Genomic DNA, 17,603 nt, shown 5'->3' with positions numbered 1-17,603 from the left:
GTTGCACCCCTGATGTGACCCGCGCGATGCGTCCGCGCGCCCTCCAACTGCTTCGTCGCAAGGATTTCCGGCGGCTCTACTTCGCAATATCGATCAGCGAACTTGGCGATTCGTTTCACTACATCGCGCTGATGTGGATGGCGCTGGTCACCGGCGGTCCGCTCGGAGTGATCGCGGTGCGGCTCGCCGACAGCATCCCGGCGCTGGTATTCGGTCTTCACGGCGGAGTCGCGGCGGATCGATGGAATCGCAGAAATCTGATGATCGCAGCCGATCTGGCGCGCGGCGCGATTCTGGTTCCGGTCGCGATCGCGGGCCTGTCGAATCGCTTGCCAATCTGGGGACTCGTGGTCGCTGCGTTTTTGCTCGAGACCGCGACTTCATATTTCGCGCCCGCTTACAACGCGATGGTGCCGTCGCTGGTCGATCGCGAGAACGTGCAGGAGGCGAACAGCCTCGTCAGCGCGACCACCAGCGCGCTCTCGATCGGCGGATGGGCCGCTGCCGCGGGCCTCCTCGCGATTGCGCCGATCAGCACCTTTTTCGCGCTCAACTCGCTTTCATTTTTCCTGTCGGCGATGTTGATTGGCCGCATCGGCTATCGCGACTCGATCGGCATCAGCCGCAGCGCCGAGCGTCCGCGGATTCGCGAAGTGTTCACCGCGCTGCGCCCGATGCCTTCGCTGGCGACCGCCGTGATCATGATCGGTCTCGGCGTGACGATCTCGGCCGGCACCTGGATTGCCGGCGTGCCGGAATTGGTGCGCACCGTGCTCCATCGCGAGGCCGGCGGCTTTTCGATCGTGATGGTCGGCTATGCATTGGGCTCGGTCGGCGGCGGCGCGCTCCTCGCTCGCTATCCAGTCGCCAACAAAACGCGGATGAGCATGCTGGCGTGGATACTCTATCTGCCCGCATACGGATTGTTCGCGTTCAGCAGCACGTTGATCCCGGTCGTCGTCGGCGCCTGTCTCGCGGGGATGGGACAAAGCGCCGCGCTGATCCTGGTGACTGCGTCCGCACAGGAACAAATCGGCGACGATTTGCTCGGTCGCGTGATGGGCGTGATCACGCTGGTGTATCGCGGCGCGCACGCGACCGGCCTGATGTTCGTCGCGCCGCTATTCGCAGTATTTGCTCCGCGTGCGATATTTGCGGGCGCGGCGTTCGCAATTCCGATTCTCGGAATCGCCAGTGCCATCTCGGCGTCGCTCGCGGAAAAACGTCGGCGGGTCGCGAGCGCAGCATCAACCTGATGAGGAATCGCCGCGATTTGCTCGGGCGCCTGATATGGCACACGCGATCATCGCCGACGAGTTTCTGCACGGCGTCACCCGCGTCGCACTCGAGGAATGATATTAGGGAAGGTAGAGAATAATCTTTACTTCAGCTTCTACTTGCCCGAGGAGCTTGGCATCGAGCGAACCCAAGAGAGTTTGCACGCGGTCACGATCAATTGTGGTGATTTGATGGCACAACGCGACGCTGTCGCGGGGTAGTCCTCCACTCCCCTGAGGAAGAAAAATTCCGTATTGACGCTGAGCCTGACTGGGAGATGTCGAGATCGGGACAACGATAACCGTTCCCCAGGAGCGATTATTGTTAAATTTATCGTTGGAAAGAATTATCGCGGGACGGGTGCCGTCTTGCTCGTGCCCAGTCTGTCCGTAAGACAGATCGCAGAGGTAGACTTCTCCGCGTCTCACCGCTTTTGTGAGGGATCTGCCTTGAGCCAGGATTTGACTCCCGCCTTCTCGAAAGCCGGAATGGATTCTTGTTCTGTTCCGATGAATGCTTCGATATAGGCTTCGAGTCTTCGTTCTTCTTCCGGTGTCATCCGGGAGACTTGGTTTTCCTCATCAATTTTTTTAAATTCCTGAGGCATGAGCCGAGTATACTCGATTTTTTACTTAGCGATAGCAAAGCTCAAGTGTTAAATTTTAGTTTGACATTGGGCGAAGAAAGAGCGAAAACAGATGAATGCAGGCGCTCTTACAGACCACTTGGAATGACGATTTTTCGCCGTCGATTCAGGCTATCAGACCGCCCTCTCCCGCACCTCAGAAATCTCAACAACAACTTGAATTTTCGGGGGTTTTCAGGGGGCATGAACTCACCCGCAAAGATCGGCGACTGAGCTCGGGACTGGCTCCGCTCGACGCACTAATAGGGGGCGGAATTCCGCGCGGCCGAATCAGCGAAATCACCGGCCGACCTGGCTCCGGCAAGACCTCGATTGCCGCCTCGTTCGCCAGCTTCGCGACGCGCCGCGGCGAGGTCGCCGCATGGCTCGACGCGTCGGGCGCCTTCGATCCTGAAAGCATGCGCGATGCCGGCGTGGAACTGCACCGGATGCTATGGGCGTCGATTCCCGACGCCGGCCCCGTATCGCAATCTTATGGCCGGTTCGCGCGACCGCTCGCGCGCCGCCAATCCGCAATCGTCAAAGCCGCGGAACTCGTGCTCGAGGCGGGCGGCTTCGGCCTCGTGGTGGTCGATTTCGGCGATACGCCGCGCGCGCTCACGCAATCATCCGCGCTTCGAATCGCACGCGCAGCCGAGCGCAGCGGCGCCGCCGTAATCGCGATCGCGCCGTGGCGGATGTGCGGGACGTTCTCGGCGCTCAGCCTCTCGACGAGTCGCGCCGCGGCGTCGTTCAGCCGCCTCGCACCCGGCGCGCCGGTGACCTTCGACGGAATCGCGGTTGTAGCGATGGTCGCGCGGAACAAGATGGGCGGCACGGGGCATAGCACGCGGCTCCGCGCACTGATCGATTCGATCGAGCCGTTGTCGATCGAACCGGGCGTTGCATCCGCGTCGTCCACCAAACCGCTCGACGAAAAATCCATTTTGGAAAAACCGGCGCTGCGAATCGGCAGTCGCGGCGAGCGTCGTTGAGGTATTTCATCCCCGATGGCTCGTATCGCGTGCATCATGGTCGCCGATTTTTCGCTCGCGGCGCTGGTGCGCTCGAATCCCGCATTCGAAAGCAGCGTACTCGCGATCGGCCGCAGCTTGGCGCCGCACGCCGAACTCGAAACGGTCTCGGTGCGTGCGCGCGAAACTGGAATCCGCGCCGGGATGACGATCGCGCAAGCGCGCGCCGTCTCATCCGATCTGATCGTCGCACATCGATCGCCCGCGGCCGAAAGCTCGGCGCATAGCGCGTTGCTCGATGCCGCCGAATCGATCTCGCCGGTGGTCGAAGGGGGCGCGCCCGGATGCGTCTGGCTCGATCTCGCGGGACTGCATCGCATCTATAATGATGAAAATGAAATTGCCGCCGAGTTGGTAAAACAGGTGCGCCGGGTCGGGATGGCGGCTGCGATCGGGATTGCGGCGAATAAGGATTTGGCGCATCTGGCGGCGCGATGCAAAGGCGTCCGCATTATCGAAGCGGGCCGCGAGCGCGAGTTCCTCGATTGGATTCCGCTCGACATGCTAGCGCTCGGCAAATCGGAGCGTGGCGACGACCTCGAACTCACGCTCGCGCGCTGGGGGATGCGCCGGCTGGGCGAGTTGGCGCGCCTCAATCCCGACGCGGTGGGCACGCGCCTTGGCCGCCAGGGCGTCGAGTTGGTCCGCCTTGCGCGCGGGGGCAATCAGGCGCCGATTGTCGCGCGCCGCCGCGCCGAATTTTTCAGTGAAAGTATAGAGCTGGATTACGGTATCGAGAACCTCGAGCCGCTGGCATTCGTGATGCGCCCGATGCTCGAGCGGCTCACCGAGCGGCTTGCGATTCGCGGGCTGGTGGCGGGCGATATCACGCTCGCATTCGGGATGAGCGGGCATCGTAATTTCAGCCGGCGCATCGCGATTGCCGCGTCTTCCAATGACGTGCGCGCGATTCTCACGCTCATCAATTTAAGCCTCGAAGCTGCGCCGCCCGAAGTTGCGGTCGAATCGATTCGGATCGACATCGAGCCACGAGTTCCGCGGCCCGCGCAGACCGATATGTTCATTCCGCCCGCGCCTGCTCCCGACAAATTGCAGACCACAATCGCGCGGCTCACCGCTCTCTGCGGTCCGGGCAACGTCGGTGCGCTCAGCGCAGAAAATTCGCATCGGCCCGGAGCGATGCGCGTCGAACCGTTCGCGCCGCCAGCCGCGCCGCTAATTCCGGCGGACGCGCCGCTGAAGAACGTCACGCAACTGGTGATACGCACGATTCGTCCGGCGCGCGAGATCGAAGTGATGTGCACGCGGGCGATCCCGGAATTCATACGCGGCGAAAATCTCGGTGCGCGCGTGATCTCGATCGCGGGGCCATGGCGTCGTGACGGCGAATGGTGGAAGAACGGCGCTAGCGAATCGCCCGCGTGCGCCGCGCCGCAACAAAATCAGGCGTTGCACGCGATTAAAAGGAATGGCGGCCCGCCGTTTGGACAGCATCCGCGCGAAGTAACCGCGCACAATTTGAAATCGTTTGCTGGCTCATCTTGCGCCGCTTCATCTTGCACAAGCGAAAACGGCAGCGCGCTGAATTCATCGGGACAAACTCATGATGAGAACGCGCGTACCGAGTCTGCGGCTGAGCGCGAGCGCGGCTTCATTCGCGATTACTACGAACTCGCGCTCGAAGACGGCGGCGTTTACCGCGTCTTCCGCGATGTGAATTCGGACCAATGGTTCCTCGACGGCAGCTACGACTAATCGCGCGCCGATTCTGTTCCGCAGCCAAACATTTCGATCATGAAAACGGATTACATCGAGCTCCGCATGCGCAGCGCGTTCAGCTTTCTCGAGGGCGCCAGCACGCCCGAGGATCTGGCCGCGCGCGCCGCCGAACTTGGCTATCCGGCAATCGCGCTCGGTGATCGCGATGGACTCTACGGCGCGCCGCGCTTTTATGGCGCCGCGAAAAATGCCGGCATCCGGCAAATCGTCGGCGCGGAACTCACCCTCGACGACAACTCGCGGCTCTATGTTCTGGCGCCCGATCGCGAGCGCTACAAAAATCTCTGCCGCATGATCACCGACTCGAAGATGCGCGTGCTGAATCCGGGCGCACTCGCGCGCGACGGTTCGCCCGCATCGCAAGCGTATCCCGCCAAGGGCGACAGCCGCGTCGCGATCGATCAGCTCGAGCGTTATGGCAGCGGCCTGATTTGTCTTGCTGGCGGCGTGATGAGCCCGCTCTCGCGGATGCTTGTACGCGGGGAAGATCCGCGGAGTCTCACCGATCGTCTTGGCGGAATTTTCGGCGCCGGAAACTTCTATATCGATTTGCAGCGGCATCTCGATCCCGGCGAGGAACGGCTGAATCGCAAGCTTGCCGCACTCGCCGGCGCGACCGGAACTCCGATCGTCGCGACCAACGACGTTTGCCACGGTGGCGCCGATCGCCAATTGCTCGACGTGCTGACCTGCATCCGGCTCAAGACCACGCTCGAGGAAGCGGGCCGCTCGCTATGGGTAAACAATCAGCGCCATCTGAAATCGCCCGCCGAGATGGCCGCCCTGTTCCGCGATTTGCCCACTGCGATTGCCGCCTCGCGCGCGATTGCCGAGCGATGCGCTTTTCAGCTCTGCGACATGGGCTATCGCTTTCCCGATTACCCGCTTCCGCCCGGTGAGACGCCCGATAGCTACTTGCGAATACTCACTTATGCGGGCGCGCGCGAACGATGGCGCGGCGCGATCGACGCTCGCACGCGGCGCCAGCTCGAGCATGAACTCCGCATCGTCGAACGCCTCAAACTCGCCGGCTATTTCCTGATCGTGTGGGATATCGTGCAGTTCTGCCGCGAAAGCAAAATCATGGTGCAGGGGCGCGGCTCGGCGGCCAACAGCGCCGTCTGCTACGCGCTCGGCATCACGGCGGTCGACGCAGTGAAAATGGAACTCCTGTTCGAGCGTTTTCTTTCCGAGGAACGCGGCGAATGGCCCGATATCGATCTCGATTTGCCGAGCGGCGACCAGCGCGAGAAGGCAATCCAGTACGTCTATCGCAGGTACGGCGAACGCGGCGCCGCGATGACCGCGAACGTGATCACGTATCGCACGCGGAGCGCGGTGCGCGAAGTCGGCAAGACGCTCGGCTTCTCGCCGACTCAGGTCGATCGCCTCGCCAAACTCAACCAGGTGTACGAGTTTCGCGATCAGCATGACGATTTGGTCGCGTTGTTGAAGCGCGGCGGTGTCGATGCGGAAGCGCCGCGAATCCGGATGTTGATCGAACTGGTGCGAAAGATTCAGAGCCTGCCGCGCCATCTTGGACAGCATAGCGGCGGTATCGTGATCGCGGCGCAACCGCTCGACGAACTCGTTCCGCTCGAGCCGGCGGCGATGCCCGGTCGCGTCGTAATCCAGTGGGACAAGGACGATTGCGCCGATCTCGGAATTATAAAGATCGATTTGCTCGGACTCGGGATGCTGGCCGCGCTCGAACAGGCAATCCCGATGATTCGCACGCATGAAGGCGTCGAGATCGATCTCGCGCATCTGCCGCCCGACGATCCCGACGTCTATGCGATGCTGCGTCGCGCCGACACGGTGGGAGTTTTTCAGGTCGAGAGCCGCGCGCAGATGGCGACGCTGCCGCGCATGAAGCCGGAGCGCTTTTACGATCTGGTGGTCGAGGTTGCGATAATCCGTCCCGGTCCGATCGTCGGCAAGATGGTTCATCCGTATCTCGATCGGCGCAACGGACGCGCACCGATCGAGTATTCGCATCCGTCGCTCGAGCCGATTCTGCGGCGCACGCTTGGCATCCCGCTTTTTCAGGAGCAGTTGCTGCGAATCGCGATGACCGCGGCCGGATTCACCGGCGGCGAGGCCGAAGAGTTGCGGCGCGCGATGGGCTTCAAGCGATCGGCGGAGCGGATGGAAAAAATCGAGGCGCGGCTCCGCGCCGGGATGTCGCGCAACAAAATCGCGGGCAACGTCGCCGACGACATCGTGCGATCGATCACGTCATTTGCGCTGTACGGTTTCCCGGAATCGCATGCCGCAAGTTTCGCGCTGATCGCGTATGCCTCCGCGTATCTCAAATTTCATCACCCCGCCGCGTTCTTTGCCGCGATGCTCAATTGCTACCCGCTCGGCTTTTATCATCCCTCGACGCTGGTGAAGGATGCCGAGCGCCGCGGCGTGATCGCGTTGCCGATCGACGTGACCCGCTCGAATTGGAAATGCACGGTCGAGCGCGCAGGCATCCTCGCGATGCGGATGGGGCTTCGTTATATCAACGGCCTGCGCGAGGAGATCGGTCTGCGGATCGAAAGTGAGCGCGCGCGCCGTCCGTTCGATTCGATCGCCGATCTGACGGCGCGCGTCGGTCCAAATCGCCGCGAGATCGACGCACTCGCGTACGCGGGCGCGTTCGCGTCGTTCGGTCTCACGCGCCGCGACGCGATGTGGAATGCGGCCGCCGTCGAGCGCGATCCGAAAAGTTTGCTGGCAGGCGTGAAGCCCAAATCTGCGCCGGTGCCGCTTTCAACAATGTCGGCGCTCGAGGAAACGCTCGCCGATTACGCCGCCACCGGTCACACCACGGGGCCTCATCTGATGGCGTATCTGCGGCCGAGCCTGAAAGCGCGCGGGATCCTCAGCGCCGATGATCTTACGCGCGGCAAGCACGAATCGTGGGTGAAAACCGGCGGCGTCGTGATCGTGCGCCAGCGGCCCGGCACTGCGAAGGGATTTCTCTTCATCACGCTCGAGGATGAAACCGGCATCGCCAACCTGATCGTGACGCCCGACCTGTTTCAGAAAAATCGGCTGCTGCTGCGCAGCGCCGGAATCCTGCTGGCCGAGGGTGTATTGCAGACCGTGGATGGCGTCACTGCGATTCGGGCGCGCCGCTTCGAGGAAATCCAGGCGCCGGGCGCGATTCCGCCATCGCACGATTTTCATTGATTGAGCCGCGCGACTCACTCCGGCATGAACGACGGACTGCCGGTCTTCGCAGTCTGGCCGCCGTCCGCAACGAACGCAGCGCCGTTGACGAACGACGCCAGGTCCGACGCCAGGAACAGCACAACATTCGCCATCTCCTCGGGACGACCCAGCCGGCCAATCGGTATTGCCGCCTTGATCCGATCGGCAAAGCCTGGCTGCGTCAGCGCAGGCGCGAGCAGCGGCGTATCGATCGCGCCGGGACAGATGCAGTTTGCGCGAATCCCCTGATGTGCGTACTCGATCGCGACCACGCGCGTCAGATTGATCACGCCGGCCTTGGCCGCGTTGTAGGCCGCGATTCCATAATCGGCGCGGAGCCCGGAAATCGACGCGGTATTGACGATCGCGCCGCCACCCTGCGCGCGCATTATCGGAATCGCGCGCTTAATCGCGCGAAACACCGCCGTCAGTCCGACGTCGAGCATTTTGTTCCATGTGTCGTCATCGACGTCGGCGGTGCGCGACGCGACTTGATTGACGGCCTGCGAGGCGGGCATCCCGAATGCATTATTGTGCAGAAAATCCAGCCGCCCGAACGCGTCGGTGGTGCGCGAAAACATCATGTCGATGTCCGCGGTGCGCGTGACGTCGGCGACGATCGCGATCGCTTTGCCGCCTGCTGCCTTGATTTCCGCTACGACCTTGTTCGCATTTTCGCCGTTGATGTCCGCCACCGCGATTGAACCGCCGCGCCGCGCGAATCCCATCGCGGTTGCACGTCCGATACCCGAGCCTGCGCCGGTTACGAGTCCTGCCTTGCCGTCGAATTTCATGATCATCACCTTTGCCTGCCCGATGTCGCGCGCAGGTTCTTTGCTTGGGCGTAGCAAGCAAACGCGGATTTGTAAAACGCACTAACGGCCCACGCTCGAATTGCGCTATCTTCGCGCCGACAGATTTCAATTCAATTTGCCGCTTCGGAGATACCATGAGACTCGAAAACAAAGTTGCACTAATCACTGGCGCGGGTTCCGGGATGGGACGCGCAGCATCGGTATTGTTCGCGCGCGAGGGAGCGAAGATCGCCGCAATCGACGTCAACGAGGCGTCCGCGGCTGAGACCGCGCAAATGATCAAAGCGGCCGGCGGCGCCGCAATCTCGCTGCGCGCCGACGTGTCCGATTCGGAAAGCGCGCGCTCGATGATCGATGAAACCGTGCGCACATTCGGCGGAATCGACGTGCTCTACAACAACGCGGGCATCGAGGGCGAGTCGGGTTTCACCGCGCAACTCAGCGAGGAGGCATTCGACCGCGTGATTGCGATCAATCTGCGCGGCGTGTGGCTCGGGATGAAGTACGCACTGCCTAAAATGATCGATCGCGGCGGCGGCGCGATCATCAACACCGCCAGCGTCGCAGGACTCGTCGGACTGAAGGGCGCTGCCGCTTACTGCGCGGCAAAAGCCGGCGTGATCGCGCTGACTCGCGTCGCGGCAATCGAGTACGGTCGCTACAACATCCGGGTCAATTGCATTTGCCCCGGCGTAATCCAGACCGCGATGGTCGAGCGGATCAGCGGTCCCGCCGGCATGCGGCCAAACTTCATACAGCGCGCGAGCGTGTTCGGGCGCGTCGGCAACGCCGATGAGATCGCGCACACCGCGCTCTTTCTCGCGAGCGACGAAGCGCCATTCGCGACCGGCGCGCCATTCATCATCGACGGCGGCTGGGTCGCGAGTTAAGTTTGACGATCGGTTCCGGAAGTTGAGCAGTTCCGTAAGTTGAGAAAGACATGAACAGATTGAATGACAAAGTCGCAATCGTTACCGGCGCGGCGCAGGGTATCGGACTAGCAATTGCGCAGCGCCTCGCAAGTGAAGGCGCCAAGGTTGCGCTCGCCGACATTCAATTCGAAGCCGCCGAACGTTCGGCGGCCGAGATTCGCGCGACCGGAGGAACTGCCATCGCGGTTCGCCTCGACGTCACCGAATTCGACGACGCAGTCGCCGCCGCCGATCGCGTCGAGAACGAACTCGGGCCGATCGACGTGCTCGTCAACAATGCCGGATGGGACGTCGTGAAGCCGTTTCTCGAAACCATGCCCGACCTATGGAACAAGGTAATCGCGATCAACTACCTCGGCCCGCTCAATTGCTGCCGCGCGATCGCGCCGCGAATGCAATCGCGCGGGAGCGGCAAAATCGTATCGATCTCGTCCGATGCCGCGCGCGTCGGCTCGACTGGCGAAGCCGTTTACGCCGGATGCAAAGCCGCCGTCATCGGTTTTTCCAAAACGCTGGCGCGCGAACTCGCCCGCTACCGAATCAATGTCAACGTCGTATGCCCGGGCCCGACCGAAACCGCGCTGCTCAGGGGCGCGATGGCCGGTCGCGAGAAAGTGCTCGAGTCGATGGCGCGCGGGATACCGTTTCGCCGCCTCGGACAGCCGCAGGATCTGGCGGGCGCGGTCGCGTTCTTTGCCTCCTCGGATTCCGACTTCGTCACCGGGCAGGTGCTCAGCGTGAGTGGCGGACTGACGATGGTTGGTTGATCGCCGCGAGAATCTGAACTATCGTTCAGAACAGCAATTTTCTTGGAACCGGCGCCCGCGCCGAGCAGAGGCAGAATTCAAAATGAGCGACGCACAAGTAGCCAGCGACATCCGCTTTCCCAGTCCGGACGGACTGCCCGACGAGTACAAGAAGCTGCTGGTGCGGATGCTCTCGATCCAATCGCGCATCGAATCCGAATACATGCTCGCACCGGAACGTACGTTGATGAAGCCGCTCGCGCTCGCGCCGACGCCGGAAGACAAGGCCGAGTACGCCGCGTTCTGGTCCGACGAGGTGCGCCACGCCAGCTACTGGATGAAACTGCTGAGCGACCTCGGCGTGACCGTGGACGACCAGTTCATGGCGTCGCCGATGCCGATTTACGTATTCGAAATGCGCGACCAGGCCGTCGATTGGATCGAATACGGGCTCTTCAGTTTCTTCGCCGATCGCCAGGGCGCTTACATGGGCCATGAATGGGTCGGATGCAGCTACGAACCGCTCGCAAAGATCGCCGATCGCGTGCACAAGGAAGAACTCGGCCATGCCGCTTTCGGCTATCGCCTGGTTCGGCGCTACCTGCAGCGCGAAGGCGAACGCGGCCGCGAGCTTTTGATCAAGCATCTCGCCAAGTGGTATCCGGCCGGACTCGATATGTTCGGCCAGTCGGGATCCAAGCGCCAGTACGAGTACGTCAAATGGGGCCTCAGACGCCGCAGCAACGAGCAGATGCGCGACGAATTCACCGAAGAAGTGAATACTCTGTTGACTAGACTCGATATACCTATTCCCGATCCAACTGCGGGACGCCGCTATAGCTAATTGACTATACGTTTGTCCTCACATCTGAAGGTAAACAGTTGAGAAAAGCCAGCCCCGTACCGGCAGCCAAGCGAGTTGCCCGAATCAAACCGACTCCGCGCGCGCTCGCGCCGGAAGATCGCTACGACGCGAACATCGACCACATCCTGCGCTCTGCGGCGGCAGTCTTCGCGGAAAAGAGCTTCGGCCTCGCCTCGATTCGCGATATCGCGGCGCGCGCCCGAATCTCTTTTCCCCGCATCTATTACTATCTGCGCAACAAAGAGGAACTGCTCTACCTGATTTCGCGGCGCGCATTCGAGCAATTGGTCGCATCGGCGGAGCATCAATTGTCCGAGAGCGAGGATCCAGAGGAGCGCCTCCGTATCTTCATTCGCAGTCATCTGGAGTATCACATGAGCAATCTGGCCGAGATGAAAGTGCTGGTGCGCGAGGCCGACTCGCTCACCGGCCGCTACTCGACTGAGATTGCGCGGCTCAAACGCGAATACTCACGCATCTGCCGCCGATTACTCGAAAGCTATGCTGTCTCGCGCGGCAAAGCGCTCGATCGCGAGCAAGCGCGAATACTCACTTCATTACTATTTGGCGCGATGAACTGGTTTTACACCTGGTACGATCCGGCGCGGGATTATGATCAGCGGAGCCGAATCATGGACGAGTGTTTCCGTATCGTCGCGGGTTCGATCGCGACCCGCTAGCGTTGCTCCGGGAGATCGATGCTCGAAGGATGCACGCCATTTCCGCCTGACTATTCTGAGCGCTACATCCGCGCTGGATTCTGGCGCCGGGAAACGATTGCCGAAGCGATCTTCGGGGCGGCGCGGCAGTGGCCGGATTCAATTGCAGTAACGGATTCCTCGCGCGCCCTCACCTACGCGCAGTTATTCGAAGAGACGCAGCAGATCGCGCGACTGCTGTCGGATTCGGGCATCATGCGCGGCGATCGGATTGTGATCCAGCTTCCGAATTGCGCCGAGTTCGCATCACTGACGCTGGCCTGCCTCGCGATTGGCACGATTCCGGTGATGGCGCTGCCCGCGTTCAGGCGCGGTGAACTTGAATACTTGCTGTCTTTCTCGGAAGCAAAAGCGATCGCGATTGCGCCGCGCTATCGCGACTTCGATTACGCGTCGCTCGCTCTCGATCTCAAGGCCGCGCTGCCGAACGTTCGATCGATCTTTTCGACCGTGCCTGCCGATGGATGCGTTCATCTCCGCGGAACCTCGGCGCCAAACGCGGCAACTTCAAAGGCTGAGCTATCTGTCGATCCATTCGACGTCGCGCTGTTCCTGCTCTCGGGCGGCACCACTGGATTGCCCAAGCTGATTCCGCGCACTCATGCAGACTACCTGTACAATGCGCGCGAGGCGGCGCGCGTTTGCGATCTGAATGCGGAATCGCGGCTGCTGATCGCGTTGCCTGCCGAACACAACTTTCCGCTCGCCGCTCCCGGCTTACTGGGCGCGCTGCTGATTGGCGCGACCGCCGTTTTCAGTCAATCGACCAACGCCGCCGAGCTCGCGGAAACGATTCGCCGCGAACGCATCACGCATCTTCCGTGCGTGCCCACACTTGCGATTTCCTTACTCGACCTGCCGCACTTGTCGCGTTCCGATCTGGCGTCGTTGCGCGTGATTACGGTCGGCGGACAACGGCTCCAGGAGCCAACGGCCCGAAGTCTAAGGCGCGCTTTCCCGCATCTCGCCGTTCAGCAAGTTCTTGGCATGGCGGAAGGATTGGTGTGCTATACCGGGCTCGACGATTCCGACGAAATCGCGTGCACGATGCAGGGCCGGCCACTCTCGTCGGGCGACGAAATAAGGATTGTTAATCCCGACGGCAGCGATGCGGCCGCAGGCGACGTCGGCGAACTCTGGTGCCGGGGTCCTTACACGATTCGCGGCTACTACCGCGCGGCCGAGCGCAATCGCGAGGCGTTCACTGACGACGGATTTTATCGCACCGGCGATCTCGTGCGGTTGCATCCGTCGGGCAATTTAGTTGTCGAGGGACGCATCAAGGATCTGATCAATCGCGGCGGTGAGAAAATCAGCGCCGAGGAGATCGAGGCGCATCTGCTGGCGCATCCGGCGGTCGAGCTCGCGGCCGTGGTCGCGATGCCCGATCCCGTCCTCGGCGAGCGCGCTTGCGCCTACGTGATGCTCCACGACGGAAGCGGATTCGATCTCGCGGCGATGCGCGAATTTCTGGCGGCTCGCGGCGTCGCGCGTTTCAAATGGCCGGAGCGAATCGAAATTACGAGCGCGATACCGCTGACCAACGTCGGCAAAATCAAGAAGACCGAACTGCGCGCAGATATCGAGCGCAAGTTGGCGCGCGAGCGTTCGGCCGCGTGAAGATACGCAGCGAAGGAGCACGGTCATGGATGTTGAAAAAGGCACGCGGCAACTGAAGGCGCTGATTGAAAAGCTCGAGCGCAACAATCGCACCCTTCGCTCGCATCCGACGATTGAAAAGATCGAGCGCGGCGAATTGACCAACGCGCAGTTGCGCCATTGGGCGACACAGCTATTCATCGGCAACAAGGCGCACAACGCCAATATCCTCGGCCTCATCTACGCGAGGTGCGACAATTTCCCCGCGCGCAAGGCGATCGTCGAAAATCTGATCGAAGAGGAGTTGGGCCGCGTCTCCGGCGTCGGCAGGTCGCATCCCGAGCTCTACCTCGAATTCGGCGAGGCGCTCGGCATCCCGCGCAACCAACTGCTCGGCGCCACGATGAGCGCCGACGCCACCGCGATGGTGCACTGGATGTACTGGCTCGCCGAATCGAAGCCGTGGTTCGTGACGCTGGCGGGCATCAGCCTCGGCTCCGAGCTTTTCAACCCCGACGCGTACGTGCGGGTGATCGACGGCTTGCGGCGTCACTACCAGATGTCCGACGAGGCGCTGCTGTTCTTCAGCGTCCACGTCCAGGTCGATAAGGAGCACGGCGACTCGAGCGCGGGATCGATCTTTCGTGCGATTCCCGAGAGCGCCGCGGCGGAAACGCTGTGGGCGGTCGAGACGCACATCGAATTCATGCGGCGGCTGTGGTCGGATATCGATCCGCCTGCGGCATAAGGACGAACTGAACGATCGCTCGCGGCGACGAAGCCAGGATGGAGATTTGAAATGGCAGAGACTTTCGTACTCGTTCATGGCGCGTGGCACGGCGCATGGTGCTGGGCTGCGGTGATCAATCAGCTACAGCAACTCGGCGATCGCGCGTATGCAGTCGATTTGCCCGGCCACGGGATGAGCCAGGTCGATCGCGCCACCGTGACGCTCGATGGCTGCGTGAGGAGCGTCGCTGAATTCATCGAGCGCCACGACCTGAACAACGTCGTGCTCGCCGGACACAGCCTCGGCGGCCTCACGATTCCCGGCGTCGCGGCAAAGATTCCGAACCGCATCAAGCGCGTCGTATGGGTCACCGCGCTGGTTGCGCTCGATGGACAACCGCTTGCCGATCCGGCCGACTCACCGCTCGCGGCAATCGCAAACGCGCGCCCCGACCGATCGATTCCGCTCGAAGCGATGGGCGAGGCGTTTCTCAAAGGCCTCACCAGCGACATGGCGCCCGCGATGATCGATTACCTGATGACCGCGGTATGTCCGCAGCCGGTCGCGCCGATGATCTCGCCGGTGCCAATGAAACCATACTTCGACACCGGCATCCCGAGCAGCTACCTGGTTTGCGAAGACGATCAAACGCCGGTGGCGGGCGCGCCGAATTGGCATCCGCACTTTTCGAGCCGGCTCAAAAATCCGACGTTGAAGTTCCTGAAGAGCGGGCACGAAGTGATGTTCACGCATCCCGCGGAATGCGCGCAGGCGCTGCACGATCTCGCGATCGGCAGATAGCAAGCACTGTGGAATGATCGCGTCGGCGACGACGCGCGCGCGATCGTTCCTCTACGCCGGATACCGGCTCAGCAATCCGCGCGCGATCACCAGCGCCTGAATTTCGTTGGTGCCCTCGCCGATCATCATCAGCGGCGCGTCGCGATAAAATCGCTCGACCGGGAACTCCGCCATGAATCCGTAGCCGCCGAGCACGCGCATCGCGTCGAGCGAAATTTTGGCGCACGCCTCCGACGCGAACAGCTTCGCCATCCCCGCCTCGACGTCGCATCGCTCGCCCGCATCCTTCTTGCGCGCGGCGTTCGCCACCAACAGCCGCGCCGCCTCGATTCGAGTGCCCATGTCCGCCAGCATCAACTGCACCGCCTGATGCTGGCAGATCGGTTTGCCGAACGCGCTCCGCTGCTGCGAGTACCGAATCGCCGTCTCGAACGCCGCCTGCGCGACGCCGACCGCGCGCGACGCCACGTTGATGCGCCCGACTTCCAGCGCGCTCATCACCTGCTTGAAGCCCTGCCCTTCGACGCCGCCGATCAGGGCCGTGGCCGGCACCGGAACTTCATCGAAGATTACTTCGCAGGTGTCGATTCCCTTGTAGCCGAGCTTTTTCAGATTGCGGCTGACGGTCGGGCCGCGCTCGCTTTTTTCGACCGCGAACATGCTGATTCCCGCGTAGGCCGGCAGAGCCTCGGGATTGGTCTTCGCCGCGACCGCGAGCATCGTGCCGTGACGCGCGTTGGTGATGAACATTTTACTGCCGTTCACTACGTAGTCGTCGCCGCTGCGCTTCGCCGTGGTGCGGATCGATTGCACGTCGCTGCCGGCGTGCGGTTCGGTGAGCGCGAGGCCGCCGCGCTTTTCGCCGCTCGCCATCGCGGGCAGGAAATATTTGCGCTGCTCCTCGGTGCCGTGATTCGCGATCACATGCGCCATGATCAGATGGCTGTTGATCACGCCGGCCAGGCTCATCCATCCGCGCGACAATTCTTCCATCACTTGCGCGTAACTCTGAAAGCTGAGCCCGAGTCCGCCGTACTCGGCGGGAATCGTCGCGCCGAAGAGACCCAACTCGCGCATCGTGGCGACCATCCGATGCGGATACTCGTCGTTATGCTCGAGTTCGGACGCGGCGGGAATTACGTCGCGCTCGACAAATCGCCGAACCGCCGCGACCACATCACGATCGGATACTTCATCCATCACTCAAATTTCCTTGATTTTGCGTCCAACTTCTTTTCTCAGCGCCATTTATCAGAGCATCGAACTCGATTGCCAGCGCGCCCGGCAATCCGCGGCGCAAATTCGCTCTATGAGGATGATCCAGCCGAGCGTTCGACCGGACCCTTGCATGATGCTTCGTTCCGCTTTAGAGTAAGTGTCAAATTGACGCAAAGTTTCATTTCACTGGCTTCGCAGTGCACAGATTGATTCGAAGAGGTGACGACCGTGAACGAAATGGAAACCGCACCGAACTCAGCGTCGCAAATCGCGATCACCGGCGCCGCGCTCTACGAAAAACTTGCGGCGCTGGGCAACGACACCTACAGCCTGAAAGCTTGCGAGCATTACGCCGATATGATCGCCGAGATCAAGCATCTCAAGGCCGAGCGCCGCGCCGTGATGCTGGCTCATAACTATCAACGGCCTGAAATTTTCGAGGTCGCGGATTTCATCGGCGATTCGCTCGAACTGGCGCGCAATGCTCGCGACGTTCGCGACGCCGACGTGATCGTGTTTTGCGGCGTGCACTTCATGGCCGAGACCGCCAAGGTCTTCAACCCCGATCGCAAAGTGCTGCTGCCCGATTTGCGCGCCGGATGCTCGCTGGCCGACAGCGTCACCGCCGACGCGCTCGCCGAGCGCAAGGATGAACTCCTCAGGATTTATCCCGATCTCAAAGTTGTCTCGTACGTCAACTGCACCGCCGACGTGAAGGCCCTTTCCGACGCGTGCTGCACGTCGGCCAACGCGGCCAAGATCGTTGAGCGAATCGATTCGCGCAACATCCTGTTCGTGCCCGATCAGAACCTCGCGAATTACGTCCAGGGCCAGACCAGCAAGCGAATTATTTCATGGGATGGTAACTGTTACGTTCATCATCAGATCACGCCCGAAGAGGTAAACAAGGTCAAACGCGCGATTCCGGGAATCAAGGTGCTGGCTCATCCTGAATGCCGCAAGGACGTGCTCGAGCTTGCCGACGCGGTGCTTTCGACCAGCGCGATGGTACGCTACGCGCAGTCGAGCAGCGCCGACAAATTCCTGGTGGTCACCGAATGCGGGCTTTCCGATCGCCTCCTGATGGAAATTCCCGACAAGCATTTCTACAAGGCCTGCAAACTATGCCGCTTCATGAAGATGATCACGCTCGGGGGCACGCTCGATTCGCTGAGGCACCTGCGCTACGAAATCGAACTCAGCGAGGAAGTTCGCGAGGGCGCAAAGCGCGCACTGGAGAAGATGCTCGAGCTGAGCGTCTGATCGAGCTGCAACCTCGCGACGGCGTCGGCGGCGT

General features: G+C 61.7%; 16 protein-coding genes. 12 read left to right on the top strand and 4 right to left on the bottom strand.

What is annotated here, in order from left to right:
• Positions 1-26: 26 nt before the first annotated feature.
• Positions 27-1,256: an MFS transporter gene (locus Q7S58_RS16140; RefSeq protein WP_304828028.1), complete on the top strand. Its 1,230-nt coding sequence runs from the start codon at positions 27-29 to the stop codon at positions 1,254-1,256.
• Positions 1,257-1,358: 102 nt separating this feature from the next.
• Here the strand turns inward: Q7S58_RS16140 and Q7S58_RS22255 are convergent, their stop codons facing one another.
• Complete coding sequence (locus Q7S58_RS22255) at positions 1,359-1,706, bottom strand: type II toxin-antitoxin system PemK/MazF family toxin (RefSeq protein ID WP_370655531.1); 348 nt, start codon at positions 1,704-1,706, stop codon at positions 1,359-1,361.
• Positions 1,703-1,885, bottom strand: coding sequence for a hypothetical protein (locus Q7S58_RS16135; RefSeq protein ID WP_304828025.1), 183 nt, complete (start codon positions 1,883-1,885; stop codon positions 1,703-1,705). Before Q7S58_RS16135 ends, Q7S58_RS22255 begins: the two co-directional genes overlap by 4 nt.
• Positions 1,886-1,980: 95 nt before the next feature.
• Between Q7S58_RS16135 and Q7S58_RS16130 the strand changes: the two genes are divergently transcribed.
• The 3 genes from Q7S58_RS16130 to Q7S58_RS16120 are packed head-to-tail and all read left to right on the top strand — an operon-like array spanning position 1,981 to position 7,860.
• The gene (locus tag Q7S58_RS16130) at positions 1,981-2,898 is read left to right on the top strand and encodes an ATPase domain-containing protein (protein WP_304828023.1); all 918 of its coding nucleotides are present in this window, start codon (positions 1,981-1,983) and stop codon (positions 2,896-2,898) included.
• Positions 2,899-2,913: 15 nt separating this feature from the next.
• Positions 2,914-4,653, top strand: a complete 1,740-nt coding sequence (locus tag Q7S58_RS16125; RefSeq protein WP_304828019.1) for a DNA polymerase Y family protein — start codon at positions 2,914-2,916, stop codon at positions 4,651-4,653.
• 39 nt (positions 4,654-4,692) lie between these two features.
• Positions 4,693-7,860, top strand: a complete 3,168-nt coding sequence (locus Q7S58_RS16120) for an error-prone DNA polymerase (protein WP_304828017.1) — start codon at positions 4,693-4,695, stop codon at positions 7,858-7,860.
• Between the two features lie 14 nt (positions 7,861-7,874).
• Here the strand turns inward: Q7S58_RS16120 and Q7S58_RS16115 are convergent, their stop codons facing one another.
• The gene (locus Q7S58_RS16115) at positions 7,875-8,675 is read right to left on the bottom strand and encodes an SDR family NAD(P)-dependent oxidoreductase (RefSeq protein WP_304828014.1); all 801 of its coding nucleotides are present in this window, start codon (positions 8,673-8,675) and stop codon (positions 7,875-7,877) included.
• Positions 8,676-8,830: 155 nt separating this feature from the next.
• Between Q7S58_RS16115 and Q7S58_RS16110 the strand changes: the two genes are divergently transcribed.
• The 7 genes from Q7S58_RS16110 (at position 8,831) to Q7S58_RS16080 (ending at position 15,088) form a co-directional block, all read left to right on the top strand.
• Positions 8,831-9,586, top strand: a complete 756-nt coding sequence (locus Q7S58_RS16110) for an SDR family NAD(P)-dependent oxidoreductase (RefSeq protein ID WP_304828011.1) — start codon at positions 8,831-8,833, stop codon at positions 9,584-9,586.
• A gap of 50 nt (positions 9,587-9,636) precedes the next feature.
• Positions 9,637-10,395 carry an SDR family NAD(P)-dependent oxidoreductase gene (locus Q7S58_RS16105; protein ID WP_304828008.1) on the top strand — a complete coding sequence of 253 codons (759 nt, stop codon included), beginning with the start codon at positions 9,637-9,639 and terminating at the stop codon, positions 10,393-10,395.
• 82 nt (positions 10,396-10,477) lie between these two features.
• Complete coding sequence (locus tag Q7S58_RS16100) at positions 10,478-11,218, top strand: Phenylacetic acid catabolic protein (protein ID WP_304828005.1); 741 nt, start codon at positions 10,478-10,480, stop codon at positions 11,216-11,218.
• Positions 11,219-11,256: 38 nt separating this feature from the next.
• A complete protein-coding gene (locus Q7S58_RS16095) occupies positions 11,257-11,919 on the top strand; it encodes a TetR/AcrR family transcriptional regulator (protein ID WP_304828002.1) in 663 nt (220 codons plus the stop codon).
• An 18-nt stretch (positions 11,920-11,937) separates the two neighbouring features.
• The gene (locus tag Q7S58_RS16090) at positions 11,938-13,578 is read left to right on the top strand and encodes a (2,3-dihydroxybenzoyl)adenylate synthase (protein ID WP_304827999.1); all 1,641 of its coding nucleotides are present in this window, start codon (positions 11,938-11,940) and stop codon (positions 13,576-13,578) included.
• Between the two features lie 25 nt (positions 13,579-13,603).
• Positions 13,604-14,305: a TenA family transcriptional regulator gene (locus Q7S58_RS16085; protein ID WP_304827995.1), complete on the top strand. Its 702-nt coding sequence runs from the start codon at positions 13,604-13,606 to the stop codon at positions 14,303-14,305.
• Positions 14,306-14,356: 51 nt separating this feature from the next.
• The gene (locus tag Q7S58_RS16080; protein WP_304827992.1) at positions 14,357-15,088 is read left to right on the top strand and encodes an alpha/beta fold hydrolase; all 732 of its coding nucleotides are present in this window, start codon (positions 14,357-14,359) and stop codon (positions 15,086-15,088) included.
• A 51-nt stretch (positions 15,089-15,139) separates the two neighbouring features.
• Here the strand turns inward: Q7S58_RS16080 and Q7S58_RS16075 are convergent, their stop codons facing one another.
• Positions 15,140-16,288, bottom strand: coding sequence for an acyl-CoA dehydrogenase family protein (locus tag Q7S58_RS16075; protein WP_304827989.1), 1,149 nt, complete (start codon positions 16,286-16,288; stop codon positions 15,140-15,142).
• 255 nt (positions 16,289-16,543) lie between these two features.
• On the opposite strand from Q7S58_RS16075, the gene nadA reads away from it, so the two are divergent.
• Positions 16,544-17,569: a quinolinate synthase NadA gene (nadA, locus tag Q7S58_RS16070; RefSeq protein ID WP_304828118.1), complete on the top strand. Its 1,026-nt coding sequence runs from the start codon at positions 16,544-16,546 to the stop codon at positions 17,567-17,569.
• Positions 17,570-17,603 lie beyond the last annotated feature (34 nt).

The sequence above is a fragment of the Candidatus Binatus sp. genome (assembly GCF_030646925.1).
Lineage (GTDB): Bacteria > Desulfobacterota > Binatia > Binatales > Binataceae > Binatus.
This window is presented reverse-complemented; position numbering and strand designations above follow the sequence as displayed.

Coding starts and splice junctions, on each gene's coding strand:
- Q7S58_RS16140 (WP_304828028.1), top strand. CDS start 27: ATGCGTCCGCGCGCCCTCCAACTGCTTCGTCGCAAGGATTTCCGGCGG.
- Q7S58_RS16135 (WP_304828025.1), bottom strand. CDS start 1,885: ATGCCTCAGGAATTTAAAAAAATTGATGAGGAAAACCAAGTCTCCCGG.
- Q7S58_RS16130 (WP_304828023.1), top strand. CDS start 1,981: ATGCAGGCGCTCTTACAGACCACTTGGAATGACGATTTTTCGCCGTCG.
- Q7S58_RS16125 (WP_304828019.1), top strand. CDS start 2,914: ATGGCTCGTATCGCGTGCATCATGGTCGCCGATTTTTCGCTCGCGGCG.
- Q7S58_RS16120 (WP_304828017.1), top strand. CDS start 4,693: ATGAAAACGGATTACATCGAGCTCCGCATGCGCAGCGCGTTCAGCTTT.
- Q7S58_RS16115 (WP_304828014.1), bottom strand. CDS start 8,675: ATGAAATTCGACGGCAAGGCAGGACTCGTAACCGGCGCAGGCTCGGGT.
- Q7S58_RS16110 (WP_304828011.1), top strand. CDS start 8,831: ATGAGACTCGAAAACAAAGTTGCACTAATCACTGGCGCGGGTTCCGGG.
- Q7S58_RS16105 (WP_304828008.1), top strand. CDS start 9,637: ATGAACAGATTGAATGACAAAGTCGCAATCGTTACCGGCGCGGCGCAG.
- Q7S58_RS16100 (WP_304828005.1), top strand. CDS start 10,478: ATGAGCGACGCACAAGTAGCCAGCGACATCCGCTTTCCCAGTCCGGAC.
- Q7S58_RS16090 (WP_304827999.1), top strand. CDS start 11,938: ATGCTCGAAGGATGCACGCCATTTCCGCCTGACTATTCTGAGCGCTAC.
- Q7S58_RS16085 (WP_304827995.1), top strand. CDS start 13,604: ATGGATGTTGAAAAAGGCACGCGGCAACTGAAGGCGCTGATTGAAAAG.
- Q7S58_RS16080 (WP_304827992.1), top strand. CDS start 14,357: ATGGCAGAGACTTTCGTACTCGTTCATGGCGCGTGGCACGGCGCATGG.
- Q7S58_RS16075 (WP_304827989.1), bottom strand. CDS start 16,288: ATGGATGAAGTATCCGATCGTGATGTGGTCGCGGCGGTTCGGCGATTT.
- nadA (WP_304828118.1), top strand. CDS start 16,544: ATGGAAACCGCACCGAACTCAGCGTCGCAAATCGCGATCACCGGCGCC.